Origin of the sequence: Massilia sp. PAMC28688 (assembly GCF_019443445.1) — a bacterium.
GTDB lineage: Bacteria > Pseudomonadota > Gammaproteobacteria > Burkholderiales > Burkholderiaceae_D > Telluria_A.
In genome coordinates this window covers 3,619,796-3,634,260 of record NZ_CP080378.1, presented here as the reverse complement: position 1 = coordinate 3,634,260, position 14,465 = coordinate 3,619,796, and the positions used below count along the sequence as shown (strand labels likewise).

The 14,465-nt window shown below is 62.5% G+C and carries 16 protein-coding genes; 1 reads left to right on the top strand and 15 read right to left on the bottom strand.

Annotation, left to right across the window (positions count from 1 at the left end):
* Window positions 1–3: 3 nt before the first annotated feature.
* The 3 genes from pilW to ndk form a co-directional block, all read right to left on the bottom strand.
* Window positions 4–819 carry a type IV pilus biogenesis/stability protein PilW gene (pilW, locus tag KY495_RS16285; protein ID WP_219880429.1) on the bottom strand — a complete coding sequence of 272 codons (816 nt, stop codon included), beginning with the start codon at window positions 817–819 and terminating at the stop codon, window positions 4–6.
* Window positions 816–1,985 (bottom strand): 23S rRNA (adenine(2503)-C(2))-methyltransferase RlmN, encoded by a 1,170-nt coding sequence (gene rlmN, locus KY495_RS16280; protein WP_219880428.1) that lies wholly within the window; start codon window positions 1,983–1,985, stop codon window positions 816–818. The genes pilW and rlmN overlap by 4 nt, the downstream gene beginning before the upstream one ends.
* A 114-nt stretch (window positions 1,986–2,099) precedes the next feature.
* Window positions 2,100–2,525: a nucleoside-diphosphate kinase gene (ndk, locus tag KY495_RS16275; RefSeq protein ID WP_126074279.1), complete on the bottom strand. Its 426-nt coding sequence runs from the start codon at window positions 2,523–2,525 to the stop codon at window positions 2,100–2,102.
* 221 nt (window positions 2,526–2,746) lie between these two features.
* Between ndk and KY495_RS16270 the strand changes: the two genes are divergently transcribed.
* Entirely contained in the window at window positions 2,747–3,430 is a 684-nt protein-coding gene (locus KY495_RS16270) for a Bax inhibitor-1 family protein (RefSeq protein WP_219880427.1), read from the top strand.
* Window positions 3,431–3,472: 42 nt separating this feature from the next.
* On the opposite strand, the gene KY495_RS16265 is transcribed toward KY495_RS16270, so the two are convergent.
* From KY495_RS16265 to KY495_RS16210, 12 genes are all read right to left on the bottom strand, one after another.
* A complete protein-coding gene (locus tag KY495_RS16265; protein WP_219880426.1) occupies window positions 3,473–4,069 on the bottom strand; it encodes a DUF6151 family protein in 597 nt (198 codons plus the stop codon).
* Window positions 4,070–4,077: 8 nt separating this feature from the next.
* Window positions 4,078–4,449, bottom strand: coding sequence for a hypothetical protein (locus KY495_RS16260; protein WP_219880425.1), 372 nt, complete (start codon window positions 4,447–4,449; stop codon window positions 4,078–4,080).
* Window positions 4,450–4,466: 17 nt separating this feature from the next.
* Window positions 4,467–4,991: a GNAT family N-acetyltransferase gene (locus tag KY495_RS16255; RefSeq protein WP_219880424.1), complete on the bottom strand. Its 525-nt coding sequence runs from the start codon at window positions 4,989–4,991 to the stop codon at window positions 4,467–4,469.
* 305 nt (window positions 4,992–5,296) lie between these two features.
* Window positions 5,297–5,737, bottom strand: a complete 441-nt coding sequence (locus KY495_RS16250; RefSeq protein WP_219880423.1) for a DNA-binding protein — start codon at window positions 5,735–5,737, stop codon at window positions 5,297–5,299.
* A complete protein-coding gene (locus tag KY495_RS16245) occupies window positions 5,697–6,299 on the bottom strand; it encodes a nucleotidyltransferase domain-containing protein (protein ID WP_219880422.1) in 603 nt (200 codons plus the stop codon). Before KY495_RS16245 ends, KY495_RS16250 begins: the two co-directional genes overlap by 41 nt.
* Before the next feature lie 274 nt (window positions 6,300–6,573).
* Window positions 6,574–6,741 (bottom strand): hypothetical protein, encoded by a 168-nt coding sequence (locus KY495_RS16240; protein ID WP_219880421.1) that lies wholly within the window; start codon window positions 6,739–6,741, stop codon window positions 6,574–6,576.
* Between the two features lie 84 nt (window positions 6,742–6,825).
* Window positions 6,826–8,175, bottom strand: a complete 1,350-nt coding sequence (rlmD, locus tag KY495_RS16235; RefSeq protein ID WP_219880420.1) for a 23S rRNA (uracil(1939)-C(5))-methyltransferase RlmD — start codon at window positions 8,173–8,175, stop codon at window positions 6,826–6,828.
* A gap of 81 nt (window positions 8,176–8,256) precedes the next feature.
* The gene (rpoS, locus tag KY495_RS16230; protein ID WP_219880419.1) at window positions 8,257–9,300 is read right to left on the bottom strand and encodes an RNA polymerase sigma factor RpoS; all 1,044 of its coding nucleotides are present in this window, start codon (window positions 9,298–9,300) and stop codon (window positions 8,257–8,259) included.
* 34 nt (window positions 9,301–9,334) lie between these two features.
* Window positions 9,335–10,267 carry a peptidoglycan DD-metalloendopeptidase family protein gene (locus KY495_RS16225; RefSeq protein ID WP_219880418.1) on the bottom strand — a complete coding sequence of 311 codons (933 nt, stop codon included), beginning with the start codon at window positions 10,265–10,267 and terminating at the stop codon, window positions 9,335–9,337.
* A gap of 58 nt (window positions 10,268–10,325) precedes the next feature.
* A complete protein-coding gene (locus KY495_RS16220) occupies window positions 10,326–11,213 on the bottom strand; it encodes a protein-L-isoaspartate(D-aspartate) O-methyltransferase (RefSeq protein ID WP_219880417.1) in 888 nt (295 codons plus the stop codon).
* Complete coding sequence (surE, locus tag KY495_RS16215; RefSeq protein ID WP_219880416.1) at window positions 11,210–11,947, bottom strand: 5'/3'-nucleotidase SurE; 738 nt, start codon at window positions 11,945–11,947, stop codon at window positions 11,210–11,212. Before surE ends, KY495_RS16220 begins: the two co-directional genes overlap by 4 nt.
* A 68-nt stretch (window positions 11,948–12,015) precedes the next feature.
* Entirely contained in the window at window positions 12,016–14,460 is a 2,445-nt protein-coding gene (locus KY495_RS16210) for a tetratricopeptide repeat protein (RefSeq protein ID WP_219880415.1), read from the bottom strand.
* Between the last annotated feature and the right edge of the window lie 5 nt (window positions 14,461–14,465).

Genomic DNA, 14,465 nt, shown 5'->3' with positions numbered 1-14,465 from the left:
GTCTCACTCATCGTATGCACCACGCTGGAACGCGGCAAACTCGGCCGAGTTCGGGAAGCGGCGGCTCAGCTGGGTGACCAGGCTGGTCTCCAGGGGGCGGTTCCCGAGCTTGCGTTCGATCCGGATCGCCAGCCACAGTACATCGGCTGACAGCGTATCGAGCTTGCTTAGCTGCGTCAGGCGGTTGATAAAAAATCCGGCGCGCTGGTAGTCGCGCCGCTGGAAGTACACCCGGGCCAGGCCGGAAAAAATGGCCGGCAGTTCCGGCTCGAGCTTCTGGGCCTCGAGAAAATAGCGCTCGGCCAGGTCAAATTTCTTGGCCAGATTGGCACAGCCCCCGGCGTTGACCATGGCCTTGACGGGCGAATGGTAGCGGGGATTGCTGAGGGCCGCCTGAAACTGGGCGAGGCCCTGGTCGTAGCGGCCGTTCTGGCACAGGAAGGAGCCGTAGTTGTTGCGTAGCTCCGGATTGTTCGGTGCCAGGCGCATGGCGCGCTGGTAGTTTTCGTCGGCCAGCACCATTTCATCCATGGCGGTGTAGATCAAGGCCCGCACCCCATAGGCATCGGCCAGGTCGGGGCTGGCGGCCAGGGCCTTTTTCACTTCGTCGAGGGCGACATCGTAATTGCCGGTCTGGTAGTAGCCAATGGCCAGTTCAAGCCGGATCGAGGCCAGCTTGTCGGTATCGGTGGCGTCGGACGCGGTTTTCAGTTCGGTACTGGAGGTGCCTGGCAGCGGCTGCTTGCCGGTCCCGGCGCAGGCGCCCAGCAGGGCCGCGCACAGCAGCAGCGCCAGGGGCGAGGCGCGCCGCGCCGTCACGAGCGGATCTCCACAATGCGCCCGAAATCGGCGCCAAACTTAGCTTTATATTCAGCCATTTTTTCCATGCGCTCCTGCACGCGGGTACGGTCCTGCACTTCGCCGGCCAATTGGCCACAGGCGGCGTCGATATCGTCGCCGCGGGTCTTGCGGATGGTGGTCACAATGCCGGCATCCATGAGCACCTGGGCAAAGGCCTTGATCCGGGGATTCTTGGAACGCAGCAAGCCCGACTCCGGGAAGGGATTGAAGGGAATCAGGTTGAACTTGCAGGACACGCCCACGACCGGGTCGTTGACCAGGGCCACCAGTTCGCGCGCATGCTCGTCGCTGTCGTTGACGCCGTCGAGCATGCAGTATTCAAACGTGATGAAGTCGCGCGGTGCGAATTCGAGGTAGCGGCGGCAGGCCGCCATGAGTTCGCGCAGCGGATATTTTTTATTGAGCGGCACCAGGCCGTCGCGCAGCGGGTCGTTGGACGCGTGCAGCGACACGGCCAGGGCCACCGGCACTTCCTGGCTCAGCTTGTCCATCATGGGCACCACGCCCGAGGTGGACAGGGTGACGCGGCGGCGCGACAAGCCGTAAGCGTTGTCGTCGAGCATGAGCTTGAGGGCGGTGACGGTCGGCTCAAAGTTGAGCAGCGGCTCGCCCATGCCCATCATGACCACATTGGTGATCTGGCGCTCGCCCTTGGGGCCAGGCTCGATGCCACGGGTTTTGCGCAGTTCAAATTCCGCCATCCACAACTGGCCGATGATTTCCGACACTGTCAGATTGCGGTTGAAGCCTTGCTTGCCGGTGGAGCAGAACCGGCAGTTCACGGCGCAGCCGGCCTGGGTGGAAATGCACAGCGTGCCGCGGTTTTCTTCCGGAATGAACACGGTTTCCACGGCATTGCCGTTGCCCACATCCACCAGCCACTTGCGGGTGCCGTCGCTGGACGTGTTGTCGCTGATGACGGCCGGCGAGCGCACTTCGGCGCGCGTGGCCAGCTTGTCGCGCAAGGATTTGGCCAGGTCGGTCATGGCATTGAAATCGCTGGCGCCGAACTGGTGTATCCAGCGCTGCAATTGCTTGGCGCGAAACGGCTTCTCACCCAATTCGGCGCAATAAGCGACGAGTTGCGCGGGATCGAAGTCCAGCAGGTTGGTGAGGGTCGTCATAGTAATCCCGGTTGGTTCAAAAGCCCGCTTGCCGGGGCCTGGAGCCAGGGGCAAGCGGTTGCTGCATCTTGCCGTCAGCCGGCCAAAGCCGCTGACGCCAGTCATTCACGCGAATTAACGCGAATACACGTTCAGGGCTGGGAAGTAGTAAGCGATTTCCACGGCTGCGGTTTCGGCAGCGTCGGAACCGTGAACGGCGTTGGCGTCGATGGAGTCAGCGAAATCGGCGCGGATGGTGCCTTTTTCTGCCTTCTTCGGATCGGTCGCGCCCATCAGGTCGCGGTGCTTGGCAATCGCGTTCTCGCCTTCCAGGGCTTGCACCATGACTGGGCCGGAGATCATGAAGTCGACCAGGTCCTTGAAGAAAGGACGGGCAGCGTGTACGGCGTAGAAGCCTTCTGCTTCAGCGCGCGACAGGTGCATCATGCGTGCAGCGACGATCTTCAGGCCAGCGCCTTCGAAACGGCTATAGATTTGGCCGATGACGTTTTTTGCAACTGCGTCTGGTTTGATGATCGACAGGGTGCGTTCGATTGCCATTTGTAAAAACTCCAATAAAAAGAAAGGTTTAATGTCGAGTGTAAGACTCAATCAACCTTGAATTTTACCATAGAACACCCCATTTGAAGGATATTGCACCGGGGGAGAGGGAAGTGCTAGAGTGGCGCCGGCAAAGAGTGGGCATTGGCGGCAATTCTGCACCGTTTTCGCCAGCCGTGCTATTCTTTACGAAAGCGTCATTTTTTATCTACGGAGGCACTATGTCAGTTAGTTTCGATAAACAATACACCCCGGCCATGCCGGTGACGGATGTGCGCCAGCGCGTCCTGCGTAACACTTACTGGCTGCTGGCTCTGTCGATGATCCCGACAGTGCTGGGCGCAACCATGGGTGTCATGTTCAATCTGCCAATTCCTGGCGGCTTCATGGGCTTCATCCTGTTCCTGGCCATTGCCTGGGGCTTCATGTACGCCATTGAAAAGACCAAGGATTCGGCCATGGGCGTGGTCATGCTGCTCGGCTTTACATTCTTCATGGGCTTGTGGCTCACGCCCCTGCTCACCCGCACGCTGGGCTTTTCCAACGGCGCCTCGCTGATCATGATGGCCTTTGGCGGTACCGCTTCGGTACTGGCAGTGATGGCATCGATCGCCACCGTGTCCAAGCGCGACTTCTCCATGATGGGCAAGTGGCTGTTTGCCGGCGTGATCGTGCTGATCCTGGCGTCGCTGGCGAACTTCGTGTTCCAGATGCCGGCGCTGTCGATCGTCATCTCGGTTATGGCCATTGGTATCTTTTCGGCCTACATCCTGTATGACGTGCAAAAGATCGTCAACGGCGGCGAGACCAATTACATCCGCGCTGCCACGGCCCTGTACCTGGACGTGTACCTGATCTTCTCGCACCTGCTCAGCCTGCTGGGTCTGGGTGGCAACAACGACTAAGTTTGTTGCTAGAGAAAAAGCCGACCTGCGGGTCGGCTTTTTTTATGGGCGCGGCCGGGCCAGCGCCGCGCGCTCGGCCGGGCTGAGGACAACCGGCGCCACGACGGGCGCCGCCGCCGCGTCAAAAAACGGCGTGTTGCGGTAACTGCCCGACAGGCGCGCCTTGAGCAGCTTGACGCCAAATTGCAGCGTTGGCAGCAGGTCACGCCAGCGCCGCGCCGGCACCGGTCGCCATGCGTGTTCGGTGTAGCCCAGCATCCGGACCGGGCCGAAGCCGGCATCCATGGCTTGCGGCGTGGCGGCGACAAAGGCGCTGCTCAAGCCCACAAAGGCCAGCTTCCTGTTGCGTGTCGTATTACCAATGGGACAATTGCAACAGGCCGCGTACCAGCGCAACATGCCCTTGTCCGACAGGGACATGCAGGCCAGCGCTCCGGCGCCCTCGGTCACGCTCAGCTGCCGCGGATGGGCAAGGACAATGTCAGAGCCGCCCTCGGCGTCCAGCACCTGTTCCGGCTTGCCCAGGAATACGGCAAAGGCTTGGCAATCATCGCAATAGCACTTGATGCGCGTGCATTGCTCCGTGTTACTGAGTTTGCCGCGCAGACGGCCACAAGTACAGCTGAGGTCGCGATCCATGCCTGCCCCTACAAAGTTGGCATCCCGGCGTAGCGGATGCAGATGACGCCGGCCATCACGAACCCCACCCACGACAGGTGACGTGCGCGCGTGACGACGATTGCCAGGACGCTCGCGGCCAGCAGCGTGACCGCCAGTGTCTGCACCACGGCCGGCGTACCCTGCCCATTTTCGATTTGCACCAGCAGCAAGGCCATGCCCAGGCCCAGCACCGTGGTCAGGTGCCAGCAGTAGCGGAGGGTCTGCTTGGTAAAGACATTGCTGCCAAATAGCTTGGGGACCTCGTCCCGGCGCAGCAATCGGGTGATGATGTAGCGCTCGCCCAGCACCGAATGGGCAATGGCGAGCAGGCAGAGTATGACAGCGGCAGCGTTGAGCATAGGTCTCCCGGGGCCGCTCAGAGCAGGCGGCCCATGATGTGGTCGTCGTAATCGTGGCCGCCCACGTTGAAGGTGCGGCTGCCAACAATGCCAAAGCTGGTGCGCTGGTAAAAGGCAATGGCCGGGTGGTTCCTGGTGTAGACGCCCAGCAGCAGCCGGGCGGCCTTGCGGCTGGCACCATGGGCGGCTGCCGCTTCCACCATGCGCCGCCCGCTGCCCTTGCCCTGGAACTTGCTGAGCAGGTAGATGCGTTTGATTTCAAGGTCGGCGTCCGTGGTCTCCATGGGCAGGTCGGGCGGCCCCACCACCATGAAGCCGACCGGCGAACCGTTGGGCTGCAGCTCGGCCAGCCATATCTGGTAGGCGGGGTCGGCCAGCCACGCGCTGTACTGCGCCTGGCTGTGCGCCTTCCTGCAGTGGGCAATGATGTGCGGGCCGGGTAGCACATCGGCATACGTCTCCACAAACGTCGCACTGCCGATCAGGGCGAGCGCCTCTGCATCGCCGGCCACGCAGGGCCGCAACTGGATCTCGAAAGCCATGTTCCTCCCGTTATGGAAGATGCAAGTATGGCACAAGGCAAAGGCTTGCGCATGTCGCCCGCTTTTTTTTGCGTGGCTTCGCAGAGCCTGGTGACGGCGCCAGTCGCCTCACCACCTTGGCCATGCGCACAATCGAGCCTGGCATGGGAATCGCCCCCCTTGTGCGGGAACATGGCGCAAATACTTGTATCTCACTGTTTAGTAACGACTATTGCATAAGCTAACCGTTACATCATGGGAGACAAAGCACCTGGATTGGGAGACATTTGAGCAAGGCTTAGAGCGTACCCATCCCTTGGCTCATCTTAACAGAAGTCCGGGTGGTTGGCCTTGAGCCATTCGCGGACATAAGTCAACAGCATGCCGGCCTGCTTCTGACATTCCTCGACCACTGTCGGACTGATAGGGTCACCGTCATAGTCGTTGATGTTGCGCTGCTTGCGCAGGCCATCGAGCACCACGACCTTCTTCGCATCCAGGCCGACTGTCAACCTCAAAGCCTGAATCGCCGTCTGGTGATGACCGGGCTTGCTGGTTGAGGTGCGATAGCCATTTGCCATCAGGCTGGCCATTGCACACTGCATCACGCATTTGTATGCAGCATCAAAACGGTTCTCGTCACTGATGGCTGTTACGGCAGCATCGTTGAGATTTCGTTCAGCCGCAAGCAACAGACGCTGAATGTCTTCACGCTGGGCCGTGAACTCAACGAGACTCTGGATGGCCAACAAGTTTTGCAAAGTCATCTGCATTCCCGATTAGAAAAAGTTTAGACTTCTCAACTACTTCACGCGCCCATGTGTTGTTCGAGGCAAGCTTCGCACAGAAGTCCTCTGTTTTGTAGACAACCGGGTTAATTTCGCGCCGCACTACATCCTGCGCAGGATGCAGAGCCTCGATTACATCACCGAAACCGATGTCCCCCAAAACAAGCACGTCCACGTCCGAATGGGCCGTCTCTTCACCTCGCGCAACCGAGCCAAATATGACCGCGCATTGGATGTGGTCAGCCAAAGGCTGAAGGGCCTCTGTCAACACTGAGGCCATCCCCGAGGTCTTGCGCAAGAGGCTGGCAAGTTCATCAAACACAGGACAGTCACGGTTGGCACGATAGTGAACCTGATTGCCGATGTGCTGCCGCGACAGGATGCCCACGTCTGCCAACTTGACCAATTCCCGATTAATACTACCCGGCAGAGCATCAAGACGACGCGCGAGCTCCCTGACATGCCATGCTGTATCAGGGTGTAATAGTAGGGCCGACAGTACACGTGTACGGAATTGGCCAAGTAGGAAATCTGCGAGCATTGGGAAATTGTATCACAAAAAGAGACGTTTGACTCCTATTGGGAGACGAATGTCTCCGTAAGCGATACATGCGAACTTCGCTGTAGAGGTCGGTTCTCAATGGGTATACCTCAAGCAACTTCTAAAACGACTGGGTATGCGAGCAACACCGGCTCGCCTGCTTTGCGCAGCGTATGCGCCTGCTCCCACAGCTTTCTCACCACGGCAAGGAGATGCGGCGTGTGCTTGTCGTATTCGCCCAGCCAGACCGGCAGTTCCTGGGGGTCTGGCCGCCTCAATCTTTCCAGTAATCGTGGAACTGGGGCTTGGCTCGTTGGCGCTGGGTGAGTTCCAGTCCCTTGCATTCGACGCAGTAGAGACGACGCCGCCCTGTCTTGAGGGCGGCGTCGATACTGTGAGCGGTCAGCAAAAAGCCCGGCTGGACAGTATCTTTGGTCTTCATGTTCCCACTTTAAATTTATGGGAGACAATCCCGTCAATTTGGGAGACGCGGTTCTTTCGTCGCCTTTGCGCATAACATATTGATTTATATATTATTAATCTTATCAAACACCGCCATCGATTCCACGTGCGAGGTATGCGGGAACATGTTGACCACGCCCGCCTTCTTGAGCACATAGCCGCCTTCGTGCGTGAGGATGCCGGCGTCGCGCGCCAGCGTGGACGGGCTGCAGGACACGTACACGATGCGGCTCGGGAGCAGCTCCGGAAGCGTGGCGCGCAGGCCGGCCAGGGCCTGGCACAGGGCCATGGCGCCATCGCGCGGCGGGTCGATCAGCATGCGGTCGAATTTGCCGAGGGCGACCAGGTCTTCCACCGTGACCTCGAACAGGTTGCGCGTCGAGAAGGTGGTCTTGTCCGACAGGCCATTGGCGCGGGCATTCAACAGCGCCCGTTCGGTGAGCGTGGTGCTGCCTTCGATGCCCACCACTTCACGCGCCTGGGTGGCCAGCGGCAGCGTGAAGTTGCCAAGGCCGCAGAACAGGTCGGCCACGCGGTCGGTCGGCTGCACCTCCAGCAAATTGAGCGCCTTGGCCACCAGCACGCGGTTGATCATGTGGTTGACCTGGGTGAAGTCGACCGGCTTGAACGGCATCTTCACGCCAAACTCGGGCAGCGTGTAATACAGTTCGCGGTCCAGCGGATAGTAAGGCGCCGCCGTTTCCGGACCCTTGGTCTGGAGCCACCATTGAATGTTCCACTGGTCGGCAAAGGCCTTGAGCAGCACTTCGTCAGCCGCAGCCAGAGGCGCCATGATGCGCAGTACCAGCGCCACCGTCTCTTCGCCAATGGCCACTTCAATCTGCGGCACCTGGTCGAATATGCTCAGGGCGCCGATGAGGGCGCGCAGCGGCAGCAGCATGGCCGCCACGTGCGGCGGCAGGATCTTGCAGTCGCTGATGTCGGCCACAAAGGGCGAACGCTTCTCGTGAAAGCCCACCAGCACCGTGCCCTTCTTGACCACGTGGCGCACCGACAGGCGCGCGCGGTAGCGGTAACCCCAGGTAGGCCCGTACATGGGCCGCATGATGTTCTCGGCCTTGACTTTACTGATGTGCCACAGGTTGTCTTCCAGGACGCGCTGTTTCATCGCCACCTGGGCCGAGGGTTCCAGGTGCTGCATGGAGCAGCCGCCGCAATAGTCAAAATGGGGGCAGTAAGGCGCAACCCGCATCGACGAGGCCTTGTGCAGCACCGTCATGCGCGCCGCTTCCCAGTTCTTCTTTTTCTTGAAGGTCTGGTAGCTCACTTGCTCGCCGGGCAGCGCCCCTTCGACAAAAATCACCTTGCCGGGCGAGCCGTCCTCGTTGGCGAGGTGGCCGACGCCGCGGGCGTCCATGTCGAGGGATTTGATGTCGATGATGGTGTCGTGCATAGCGAAAACCACGCGCGCGGGCGTGCAATGAGAGCGAAAAAGGGAGTCAGGGGAAGGCTGGGAGTGCGTCAGCCCGCAGCATCATAACAGCGAATCGCGCACCACGCCACGGGCGGCCATGGCCCGTTTAAGCTTGACGAGTGCTTCCTGCTGGATCTGGCGCACGCGTTCGCGCGTTACGCCCATCTCTTCGGCCAGCGTTTCCAGCGTGGCCGGATCATCGTTATCGAGCCCGAAACGGCGCATCACGACAATGCGCTGTTTGTCCGGCAGGCGGGTGAGCCAGTCGCGTACCAGCAGCGTCATTTCGTGCTGCTCGGCGCGGGCGTCGGGACTGTCCTCCGATTCGCATGGCAGCAGGTCCATGAGGCTGGACTGGGGATCGTTGTCGAGCGGTGCGTCGAGTGACGTGGCGTGTTCGGACAGGGCCAGGATGTCCTGTACCTCTTCCACCGGGCGTCCGACCAGGTGGGCGATGTCTTCGGCGCTGGCATCCTTGCCGTCGTGGTGCTGGGCTTCGAGATGGTATTTGGCGCGCAGCACCTGGTTGAGCTCACGGACCATGTGCACCGGCAGGCGCACGGTGCGTGCCTGGTTCATGATGGCACGCTCGATGCTTTGGCGGATCCACCAGGTGGCGTATGTGGAAAAGCGAAAGCCGCGCTCGGGCTCGAACTTGTCGATCGCCCGCATGAGGCCAATATTGCCCTCCTCGATCATGTCAAGCAGGACCACGCCGCGGTTGATGTAGTGCTTGGCAATGGAGACCACCAGGCGCAGGTTATGCTCGATCATGGTCTGGCGGGCCGGGAAGTCGCCGGCCTTGGCCAGGGTGGCATAGTGCACTTCCTGGGCCGGGGTGAGCAGTGGCCGGGTGCCGATCTGGTTCAGGTAGTGCTGGGTGGCGTCGGTGGACAGTTCGGCAGCCAGGACCTTTTTCAGTTCGTCGACACTCTCCAGGGCCGGGCCGCCGACGGCCGGCACGCCGGGGCCGGGCGCCTCGTCATCGCCAATGTCGGCATCGTCCAGCGGCGGGTCGGGAAAATCATCGCCCGCTGCGCCAGCGTCCAGCATGGCATCTTCCGAAGCGGCATCTTCATCAAACTGGTGCGGCGAATGCGTCATCTTGGACCCCGGTAACCGGCGAACTACGGCCAGACTAACGGCTGGGCAAGAACCTCGTCGGATCAACGGGCTTGCCCTGCTGGCGAATCTCGAAATGCAGTTTGACCGAATCGGCGTCCGAATCTCCCATCTCGGCGATGACCTGGCCCTTGCTCACCGTGTCGCCTTCCTTGACCACGATGCTGCGGTTGTGGGCGTAGGCAGACAACAGGCTATTGCTGTGCTTCACAATCACCAGATTACCATAACCGCGGATGCCACTGCCCGCATACATGACTTTACCGGCACCGGCAGCCATGACCTGCTGGCCCGCGCGCCCGGCAATGTCGATGCCCTTGTTCTTGCCTTCATCGAAGGTGGCAACAATCTTGCCGTTGGCCGGCCACATCCAGCTGAGCTTTTCATCGTCGGTGGCAGTCACCACCGCGCCCGGTGCAATCGCGCCCGGCGTGGCACTGGCCACGGGCCTGGCCGGTGGCGCATCGGGCGCATCATTCTTGTCGGCCGCGCGCGGCTCCTTGGGGGCGCCGTCGCCGCGCAGGTCGGCCAGGGCCGCATCCGAATAAGGGCGCTTTTCGCCCTTGGGACTGGTCTTCTTGGGAATGGGCGGCTGCACTTTTTCGCTTGGCGGCGGGGTCAGCACGGGCATGGTCTGCACCCCGGCCACCTGTTCGGGCGGCGCCACGCGCAGCACCTGGTCCACCTTGATGTCATTCGGATTGGACAGGTTGTTCCACGTGACCAGGTCGCGGTAATTCTGGCCATAGTCCAGCGCGATGCGCAGCAGGGTATCGCCCTTTTTGACGGTATAAAATCCGCGCTCATCCTTGGCCTCGGGCGCAGCAGGAGGAATGGTACGGGTGTGGGGACTGCGTTCGACCACCGGAGCGCGGCGCTGACTACTGGTGCAGGCGCTGAGCAGGCCAAGCGCGATGATCAGGAGGGAAATATGGCTTATTCGTTTCATCTCAACATTATATAGGACGGTTCGGGCGCGCAAGCGGCACCCGGCGTCAAGCGGACAATCAGATGGTGCCGGAGCGCAGGGGCACGAAATGGCAGCCTTCCAGCGTTTCCGTGGTCCATTCGGCCTTGCCGATGCGGGTGATGAGCTGGAGATGCTGTACGCGCTCGCCCACCGGCGCCACCAGGCGCGCCCCGATGGCCAGCTGGTCCAGCAGCGCCTGCGGCACTTCCAGACCCGCGGCAGCGAGAATGATGCCGTCAAAGGGCGCCGCCTGCGGCAGTCCGAGCATGCCATCGCCGTAGTGCAGGCGCAGATTGGGGATGCGCATGGGGCGCAGGTTGTTCTTGGCCAGTTCGTGCAGCGGCTTGATGCGCTCGATCGAGTACACATCTTGCGCCAGGCAGGACAGCACGGCTGCCTGATAGCCGCAGCCGGTGCCGATTTCCAGCACCCGGCCCAGCTTGCCGCCATTGCGCATCACTTCAATCATGCGCCCCACGATATAGGGCTGGGAAATGGTCTGGCTATGGCCAATCGGCAAGGAAGCGTCAATATATGCCTGGGCCGAGAGCGCCTCGTCAATGAAGCGGTGGCGCGGCACCGCCTCCAGCGCGCCCAGCACCATGCTGTCCTGCACGCCCTGTTTGGCCACGCGCGCCACCATGGCACGCCGGATCGCGTCCGACACCATCAGGTCCGGGCGCGGCGACGCGATCGGCGCCGGCTGGGCGCGCGCCATGGCCTGACTGTGCGATTTGGAAGGCGAGGCGGCGCGCACGGGCGCACTATACGGCTGGATGACGGCCGTGTGGGCCGCATTGCGGGTGGCGGTCTGGGGCGTGGCCACCTTGGCCGGCGCATAGATGCCGGGCTTGCTGCCGGGCTGGTTGCCGTTGCCGGTCACCGACGACAGCGGCAGCGGAAAAGTGCTGCGCTTGTCCGTCATGCCAGGCCCCGGGCCAGCAGTTCAAGCTGGGTCTTGTGGGTCAGGTCCACCTGCAAGGGGGTGATCGATACATGTCCATTTGCGGTGGCATGGAAATCGGTGCCTTCGGCGCCATCGAAGCAGCCGCCCGGCGGGCCGATCCAGTAAATATCGCGCCCGCGCGGGTCCTTGGCACGGATGACGGGTTCGGCCTGGTGACGGCGGCCCAGCCGGGTCGGGATCCATTTCCCCAGCGCTTCATACGGCAAATTGGGAATGTTGACGTTGAGCAGATAGGGCGACGGCAGCGCGTCAAAGCGGCGCAGCACGATATCGCGCGCCAGGCGCGCGGCACTGTCGACATGCTCCCAGCCATGATGCACTTGCGAAAAGGCGATTGCCGGGATGCCGAACAGATAAGCCTCGGTGGCGGCAGCCACGGTGCCGGAATACAGGGTGTCGTCGCCCATGTTCTGGCCATTGTTAATGCCGGACACGACCAGGTCGGGTCGGAAGTCGAGCATGCCGGTCAGGGCCACGTGCACACAGTCGCTGGGGGTGCCGTTGACAAAATAGAATCCGTTGGCCGCCTGGTAAATCGACAGGGGGCGGTCCAGCGTCAGGGAATTGGACGCACCCGAGCGGTTGCTGTCAGGCGCGACGACGACAATATCGGCGATCGAGGCCATGGCATCGACCAGCGCCGCCAGTCCCGGCGCGAGATAGCCGTCGTCATTACTGATAAGAATTCTCATGCAGCGATTTTACCTGAAGCAACGGTTGGATCGCTCGCCGATGCGCACAAATTCTTGCCCGGCAGCGCTCACAAGGTGCTCATGGGGCGTCCGTTGGCCGCTTCCTTGAGTGCTTCCTGCAGGGCGGATACCTGGTCTTGCGTGAAAGACAGCAAGGCATCCTTGTCGTTGTCCCGCAGATACACTTGCTTGATCAGCTCAACGCCTTGCAGCCGCAAGGGATGCGAAGCGCCCGGCTTGAGCACGAACTTGCGCAGGCTGTCGGCCAGTTCGCGCGCTTCGCGTTCGCTGCGGTTATCGATCAGCTGTTGCAATTGCTGCAGCTTCTGGCTGAGCGTTTCCGCCTGGCCCAGGTGGTCGCGCTGCTGCTCGATGGCCTGGCGCAGGCCGGCCGCCGCCGCGTGGGAATCATGGGGACCCGATGCCATGGCCGGATAGCCGTCGAGCCGGGCCGCGCCGTCGAGCACCGCGTCTTCCAGGCGCCGCGCATCGACGCTGTGGCCCTGGTGCGACAAGGTCGCTGCCAGCGCCTTCTTGCTCTCCAGTGTCAAAGAGTCATGGCTGCCATGCATTTTTTCCTGCAGGGCCACCACCTGTTGCTGCAGCAGGCGGGCCGCATCATGCTGGCCGCTCTCGCCCAGGGCTGCGGCCAGTTGCAGCTGGCTCGACAGGGTATCGGGGTGCTCGTTGCCCAGCGCCCGCTCGCGCCCCGCCGACAGCGCCTGCAGCACATCGCGCGCGCTGGCGATGTCGCGCTGCCCGGCCAGGGTCTGTGCCAGCTGCGCCCGCGCCTGCAGCGTAAGGGGGTGGTCGTGGCCGCAATGGCGCTCGCGCGCGGCCACCACATCCTGCTGCAGCTTGCGGGCATGGTGATGTTCGCCCATGTGGTACAGCACCAGCGCCAGCTCGCTGGCGCAATCGAGGGTGGCCGTGTGTTCGCTGCCAAGCAGGCGCTCGCGCCCTTCCAGCACGCGTTCGTAGACCATGCGCGCGCGGCCCGGCTCGCCGCCGGCGGCCAGGGCCCGGGCCCGTCCCGCCAGGCTGTCGAAGGTGGCGGCGCTGTTGCTGCCATACAGGCGTTCGGCACTGCTGACGACCTGCTCATGCAGGGCCAGCGCGCGCTCGTGTTCGCCCAGTGCCGACAAGGTCGCTGCCAGTGCAGCACGCGCGGCCAGCGTGTCGGGGTGGTCGGCGCCAAGCAGGCGGTAGCAGTCTTCGTACAGCAATTCGTGGAGAAATCCTGCCTCGGCCAGCTTGCCGCTGTCGCGCAGCATGGCGGCCAGCTCGGCCCGGCTGGCACGGGTGTCGCCGTGTTCGTCGCCGAGCACGTGCTGGCGCATGGACAAGCTCTCTTCAAAGCAGGCAATTGCCTGGGCAAAGCAGCGCTGGTCGCGCTGCAGGCAGCCCAGTTCGTGCAGGTGGCGGGCCAGCGGCACGGCCACGGCATTGTCGCTGGCGCGATGGTCCAGCGCGCGCGCGGCGGCAATGGCGCCCGTCAGGCGTACTTCGGTCAGTGACTGCCAAGGGAACCTGCCTTCTTCGAGCCACTCAAGCAGGGCGTCCACGGTGCGCGCCAGCGAAAAGCGGTCGCTGTCGCGGCGCGGGGCGAGTGCGAGATGGTCGCCACCGGCGATGGCAGCGGTCTGCTGCAGCTGCACTTCGTCAAAATAACTGTCCAGCGATACGCTGGCCAGGCTGTAACTCTTGCGCATGAGTGCTTCGAACACGCTCTGGTAGCCCGCGATGTTGCGCCAGGCGTCGCCACGGCGCCACAGGGCGCGCCGCTCGCAGTCGGCACTGTCAATCGATGAGGGCAAGGGGTACACCAGCAAGGGCTGCTGCGCATGTTCGTGGCTGCAGCGGTACTCGACGGCGCGCTCGATCACGCCGCACACCCCTTCCACGCTGCGCTGGTTGGGCGTGAACACGGCCACCAGCCTGGCCGGCAGCAAGGTGGTGCAGATGCTGGCCACGGCCGAGCGGCCGCTGCGCGCATCGATCAGGACATGGCGGAAGCGCCGCGCCAGGTGCTCGCCAAACTGGCGGAACAGGGCCGGACAGGCCTGGAACAGGCCGTCCCAGTCCATCTGGGCAGCCCGTTCGCCATAGGTGTCGTCAAAGCGGCCCGCGCGCATGAGATACAGGGGACGGCTCTCGTCCACCCGCTCCACGTACGGTTCCCAGTCCACGGCCTCGAGCACCTGGCGTGCCAGGGCCGTGTCTTCCGGCGCGGCCGAGGTGCGGCCCAGCGTGGCCAGATAGTCGCGGCAGGCCTGGAAATATTCCACCAGCCCATCGTGCTGCCCGCCGCGGCCGAAGTGGTGATGCAGGCCCGGCGCCTCGGTGTCCCAGTCGATCATGAGCACCGGACTGGTGCCGTTGTTGCGCCCCGCCAGCACGACGGCGGTATTGGACAGCGCAACACTGCGCGCCACACCGCTTTCGTAAGCGTAAAAGCTTGTCACCTGGCCCGGCGCATTAATGGGCGGAAGCGACAGTCGTTTGATTTCCATTGGTG

What these genes read in the sequence shown, in the direction of transcription:
- rlmN (WP_219880428.1), bottom strand. Translation starts at nt 1,985, where the DNA reads ATGACGACCCTCACCAACCTGCTGGACTTCGATCCCGCGCAACTCGTC.
- ndk (WP_126074279.1), bottom strand. Translation starts at nt 2,525, where the DNA reads ATGGCAATCGAACGCACCCTGTCGATCATCAAACCAGACGCAGTTGCA.
- KY495_RS16270 (WP_219880427.1), top strand. Translation starts at nt 2,747, where the DNA reads ATGTCAGTTAGTTTCGATAAACAATACACCCCGGCCATGCCGGTGACG.
- KY495_RS16265 (WP_219880426.1), bottom strand. Translation starts at nt 4,069, where the DNA reads ATGGATCGCGACCTCAGCTGTACTTGTGGCCGTCTGCGCGGCAAACTC.
- KY495_RS16260 (WP_219880425.1), bottom strand. Translation starts at nt 4,449, where the DNA reads ATGCTCAACGCTGCCGCTGTCATACTCTGCCTGCTCGCCATTGCCCAT.
- KY495_RS16255 (WP_219880424.1), bottom strand. Translation starts at nt 4,991, where the DNA reads ATGGCTTTCGAGATCCAGTTGCGGCCCTGCGTGGCCGGCGATGCAGAG.
- KY495_RS16250 (WP_219880423.1), bottom strand. Translation starts at nt 5,737, where the DNA reads ATGACTTTGCAAAACTTGTTGGCCATCCAGAGTCTCGTTGAGTTCACG.
- KY495_RS16245 (WP_219880422.1), bottom strand. Translation starts at nt 6,299, where the DNA reads ATGCTCGCAGATTTCCTACTTGGCCAATTCCGTACACGTGTACTGTCG.
- KY495_RS16240 (WP_219880421.1), bottom strand. Translation starts at nt 6,741, where the DNA reads ATGAAGACCAAAGATACTGTCCAGCCGGGCTTTTTGCTGACCGCTCAC.
- rlmD (WP_219880420.1), bottom strand. Translation starts at nt 8,175, where the DNA reads ATGCACGACACCATCATCGACATCAAATCCCTCGACATGGACGCCCGC.
- rpoS (WP_219880419.1), bottom strand. Translation starts at nt 9,300, where the DNA reads ATGACGCATTCGCCGCACCAGTTTGATGAAGATGCCGCTTCGGAAGAT.
- KY495_RS16225 (WP_219880418.1), bottom strand. Translation starts at nt 10,267, where the DNA reads ATGAAACGAATAAGCCATATTTCCCTCCTGATCATCGCGCTTGGCCTG.
- KY495_RS16220 (WP_219880417.1), bottom strand. Translation starts at nt 11,213, where the DNA reads ATGACGGACAAGCGCAGCACTTTTCCGCTGCCGCTGTCGTCGGTGACC.
- surE (WP_219880416.1), bottom strand. Translation starts at nt 11,947, where the DNA reads ATGAGAATTCTTATCAGTAATGACGACGGCTATCTCGCGCCGGGACTG.
- KY495_RS16210 (WP_219880415.1), bottom strand. Translation starts at nt 14,460, where the DNA reads ATGGAAATCAAACGACTGTCGCTTCCGCCCATTAATGCGCCGGGCCAG.